This is a genomic window from Aeromicrobium sp., from assembly GCF_025965075.1.
Classification (GTDB): Bacteria; Actinomycetota; Actinomycetes; order Propionibacteriales; family Nocardioidaceae; genus Aeromicrobium.
Window position 1 is genome coordinate 1 of the sequence record NZ_JAOPXQ010000255.1, and the last position, 4,711, is coordinate 4,711.

General features: G+C 71.7%; 5 protein-coding genes. 4 read left to right on the forward strand and 1 reads right to left on the reverse strand.

Going from position 1 to position 4,711, the window contains the following annotated elements; genetic code table 11:
- Positions 1-1,173: FAD/NAD(P)-binding oxidoreductase (locus tag JWQ91_RS15155; RefSeq protein ID WP_297785964.1), on the forward strand; the 1,173-nt coding region annotated here is incomplete at its 5' end.
- Positions 1,174-1,179: 6 nt separating this feature from the next.
- Here the strand turns inward: JWQ91_RS15155 and JWQ91_RS15160 are convergent.
- Positions 1,180-2,037: an SDR family oxidoreductase gene (locus JWQ91_RS15160; protein WP_297785967.1), complete on the reverse strand. Its 858-nt coding sequence runs from the start codon at positions 2,035-2,037 to the stop codon at positions 1,180-1,182.
- 77 nt (positions 2,038-2,114) lie between these two features.
- On the opposite strand from JWQ91_RS15160, the gene JWQ91_RS15165 reads away from it, so the two are divergent.
- From JWQ91_RS15165 to JWQ91_RS15175, 3 genes are all read left to right on the forward strand, one after another.
- A complete protein-coding gene (locus JWQ91_RS15165; RefSeq protein ID WP_297785969.1) occupies positions 2,115-3,620 on the forward strand; it encodes an FAD-dependent oxidoreductase in 1,506 nt (501 codons plus the stop codon).
- A complete protein-coding gene (locus JWQ91_RS15170) occupies positions 3,620-4,066 on the forward strand; it encodes a GAF domain-containing protein (protein WP_297785972.1) in 447 nt (148 codons plus the stop codon). Before JWQ91_RS15165 ends, JWQ91_RS15170 begins: the two co-directional genes overlap by 1 nt.
- Before the next feature lie 145 nt (positions 4,067-4,211).
- Positions 4,212-4,711, forward strand: a 500-nt coding sequence (locus tag JWQ91_RS15175) for a DUF222 domain-containing protein (protein ID WP_297785975.1), incomplete at its 3' end; no start/stop codon positions are given.

The window sequence follows — 4,711 nt, forward strand, 5'->3', positions numbered from 1 at the left end:
TACGACTACCTGATCATCGGCGGCGGCATGGCGGCCGACGCCGCAGCGAAGGGCATCCGGGAGATCGACGCCTCGGGCACGATCGGCATCGTGGGGGAGGAGCCGACGGCCCCGTTCCCGCGGCCGGACCTGTCCAAGAAGCTCTGGACCGACCCGAACCACAACGAGGCGGACTCCGCCCTGCACACCCAGGACGAGACGCACGCGACGCTGCACTTGGGGGTGCGGGCGCAGGGCCTCGACGTCGACGGCACGACCGTGACGACGGACTCCGGTGAAACGTTCGGCTACGGCAGGCTGCTGATCGCGACCGGCGGCCACCCGCGGCAGCTGCCCCGGCTGGAGCCGTCGGCGCGCGTCATCTACTTCCGGACCCTCGACCACTACCGACGGCTGCGTGCTGCGACCGCGGGCGGACCGCACGTCGCGGTCGTCGGCGCGGGCTTCATCGGGTCGGAGCTGACGTCCGCGCTGAGCCAGAACGGCTGCACCGTCACGCTGGTGCACCCCGGCGAGGTCGTGGGCGCGAACTTCCTGCCGTCCGAGCTCGCGGAGCAGTACGAGCGGGCGTTCGTCGACGCGGGAGTCACGATCCGGGCCGGCGTCCTGGTCGACTCCGGGTCGTCGAGGCCGACCGGGGTCGAGCTGCAGCTCAGTGACGGGTCGGTCGTGGCCGCCGACCTCGCCGTCGTGGGGCTCGGCATCGAGCCGGCCGGTGCGATCGCCGGGGACGGGGGGATCGACCGGTCCAAGGACGGCGGGATCGTCGTGGACGAGCGCCTCTCGACGAGCGCTCCCGACGTGTACGCCGCCGGCGACGTCGCGGAGTACCCCGACGCGATCCTGGGCCGGCGCCGTGTCGAGCACGTCGACAACGCGACCCAGATGGGCCGCACCGCCGGGCGCATCATGGCCGGCGCCGACGAGGTCTACGACCACACTCCGTTCTTCTACTCCGACGTGTTCGACATCGGCTACGAGGCGGTGGGCACGCTGGACGCCGAGCTGGAGACCGTCGTCGACACGCAGGACGACGGCTATGTCGTCTACTACCTCGACGGCGACCAGGTCGTCGGTGTCCTGCTCTGGAACGTCTGGGACGCGACGGACCAGGCCCGCGCGGTCATCCGCTCCGGAAGCCGCCCCGACAGCTTCACCGGCCTGATCACCTGACGACGATCAGAAGACGGCCTTGCCTCCAGTGACTCCCAGCACGGTGCCCGAGACGTAGCTGGCATCGGCCTGTGAGGCCAGGAACACGAACGCGGGGGCGACCTCGGCGGGCTGGCCGGCGCGACCCAGCGGGGTGTCCTGCCCGAACTTCTCGATCTTCTCCGGTGTCTGCGTGGCCGGCTGCAGGGGCGTCCAGATGGGGCCCGGCGCGACGGCATTGACCCGGATGCCGCGGGGCCCGAGCTGGGCCGCGAGGTTGACCGTGGCGTTGTTGATCGCCGCCTTGGTCGCGGCGTAGTCCAAGAGAGTCGTGGACGGGTCGAAGGCTTGGATCGAGGAGTTGTTGATGATGCTCGACCCCGGACCCAGGTGCTTGACCGCTGCCCGGGTGAGCCAGAACAGCGCGGACAGGTTGGTCGTGAACGTCCGCTCGATGCGCTCGTCGGTCAGATCCTCGATGTCCTCGGTGCGGGCCATCTGGAAGCCGGCGTTGTTGACCAGGATGTCGAGGCCACCCAGCTCCGACACGGCCTGGGCGACGACCCGGTCGCACGTGGCGCTGTCCCGCAGGTCGGCCTCGAGCACGACGGCCTCCTGCCCCGCGGAGCGGACCAGCTCTGCCGTCGTGACGGCGTCCTCGGCCTCCTCCGGCAGGTGGGTGAACGCGACCCGGGCACCCTCGCGGGCGTACGCCAGGGCGACGGCGCGGCCGATGCCGGAGTCGCCGCCGGTGATGAGCGCGCGCCGGCCGACCAGCCGGTCGTGGCCGACGTACGACTCCTCGCCGTGGTCGGGGAGGGGGTCCATGGGGGCCGTCAGTCCGGGGGGCTCCTGCTGCTGGGCGGGGAACGAGTTGTCGGTCATGCCCGACCCGTGCCCGCATCTGCGATCCGTCAAACGCCCTGCGCTTCAGGCCGGTCCGGCGGGGTACGTCGGCCGGCATGACCTCCCTGTGGCTCGATCGTCCCGAACCCATCGCCGACGACGTCCTGCCCGCCGGTGACGTCCTCGACGTCGTCGTCGTGGGAGCGGGCGTCACCGGTCTGACGACGGCCCTGCTGCTGGCCCGTGCCGGGCGCCGGGTCGCGGTCGTCGAGGCCCGCACGGTCGGTGCCGTGACGACGGGCAACACGACCGGCAAGGTGTCCCTGCTGCAGGGCACCAAGCTCTCGCGGATGCGCCGGTTCCAGTCGCGACGGGTCCTGCAGTCGTACGTCGACGGGAGCCACGAGGGGCAGCAGTGGCTGCTCCGGTTCTGCGAGGACCACCACGTGCCCTTCCAGGTGCGCGACGCCGTGACCTATGCGTCGTCGCCCCAGCAGCGGTCAGCCCTGCAGCGGGAGCTGGGGGTCGCCAACGGGGTGGGCCTGGACGCGCGACTCGTCGACACGCTCGACGTGCCGTTCCCGCAGTTCGGGGCGGTCGTGCTGCCCGATCAGGCGCAGCTCGACGCGATGGACGTCCTGTCGGCGCTCGTGGACCAGGTGCGGGCCCACGGTGGCTCGGTCCACCAGGGCCACCGGGTCGTCGGGGTGTCCCGGTCGGGGCGGCCGCGGCTGACGCTGGACGACGGCGCCGAGCTGCTGGCCGATCACGTCGTGCTGGCGACGGGATCGCCGATCCTTGACCGGGGGCTGTACTTCGCCAAGCTCGAGCCCCTGCGGTCGTACGCCCTCGCGTTCGACGTGCCGGCCGGCGCGCTGCGGGCCGGGATGTATCTCTCCGCGGGGGAGCCGAGCCGTTCGATCCGCTCCGCGCCGGGACGCGACGGTGAGGAGCACCTCGTGGTGGGCGGCAACGGGCACGACGTGGGACGGACGCGCTCGGAGCTGTCCCACCTCGACGAGCTGCGGACCTGGACCGCGAAGTACTTCCCCGGGGCGACCGAGACGCACGCGTGGTCGGCCCAGGACTACCGGTCCCACGACTCGTTCCCGTACGTCGGACCGATGCCGCGTGGCGGCGGACGCATCTTCGTCGCGACGGGCCTCGACAAGTGGGGGCTCACCGGAGGGGTGGCGGCTGCGCGCAGCATCTCCGAGGAGATCCTGGGCGGGCTCCCGTCGTGGCAGCGCCCGCAGCGGCACCGGATGTCCCGGCCCAACGGGCTGGTCCGCGCCGCCGTCATCAACGCCGAGGTCGGGGTCGCCGCCGTCGGAGCGGGGCTGGCTGCCGTGGTCCACACCGCACCGACCACGCCCCCCGCGGAGGGCAAGGGGTCGGTCGGGCGTCGCGGCGTCGTGCCCACCGGGACATCGACGGTCGACGGGACGACGTGCAGCGTCGTGGCCCTCTGCACGCACCTCGGTGGCCCCCTCACCTGGAACGACGCCGAGCGCAGCTGGGACTGCCCGCTGCACGGCTCACGGTTCGACCCCGACGGGACGGTCCTCGAGGGACCCGCCACCAGGCCGCTCGCCCGCCGGGACGAGCCCGGCGAAGCCTGATGTCGCAGGAGCCCCTGGTCCACCGCGCACCGATGCGCTCGCGCAGCGACGACGTCGACGCGGGCGCGACCGTCGAGCGCGCCCTGGCGCTCGGGGTGGTCGGCGTCGGGGCCCTGGGCCGGGAGGACGAGCAGGACCGGCTGGCCCGGCGGCTCGAGCGCTTCGCGACCGTGCCGGAGGGCTCGTTCGTGTGGACCGTCGACGTCGACGGACTGGCTCACGTCGGCCGCATCACGGGCCCGCTGCGGACCGACCCGGACGGCACGGCAGTCGACCTGGTCCATGTCCGACCGTGCGAGTGGCATCCCTCGGCCAGGGTCCCGGCCGGCGTCGAGGCGACGTTCGCGCGCGGCGGGCGCAACTTCCAGCAGGTCCACGCGCCGGGCGTCGGGCGGCAGACCCAGGAGATCTGGGCCGAGCTCACCGAGGGCGCATCTACCAGTTGATCGCGGGTCGCCCTTCCATCCTTGCAGGCGGCTCGGACATGCTTCCTGACCAATAATTTATTGCCATTCCAATATATTCCTCTTGCGCTCGAACATGTGTTCGAGTAGTGTTGGTGGTATGAATCCGGAGCCCACGATCGACGCGATGCGCATCGCCGCGCAGGCGCTGACGTCGGGTGATGTGCGGTCGAAGCTGCACGCGGTCCAGGCCGCTCAGGATGCGTTGGACGCGGCGAAGGCGATCTTGTTGGCCGAGCTGCAGGCCTCGAAGGACTTTGAGATCGACGGGGCGTCGACGCTCAACACGTGGGTGCGCACCCAGCTGCGGCTCAACGCCGGGCAGGCCACCGCGCTGGTGCGCAACGTGGCCGCGTTACGGGACCTGCCGCTGGTGGCCGAGGCGGCACTGTCGGGGCGGATCAGTGCGGCGCACGTGCGGGTGTTCGTCTACGGGCTGGCGCATGTGGGGTTGGAGCCGATGCGGGAGCTGGAGGAGGCGTTCGTCGCCGTCGCGACCGAGCATGACCCGGCCGAGCTGTTCGAGGCGGTCAAGCACCTCAAGGACGTGCTGCATCCCGAGGACCTGGACGAGAAGTGGCGCGACGGGATGGACAAGGAGGACTTCGCCGTCGACGCCCTGCCGGA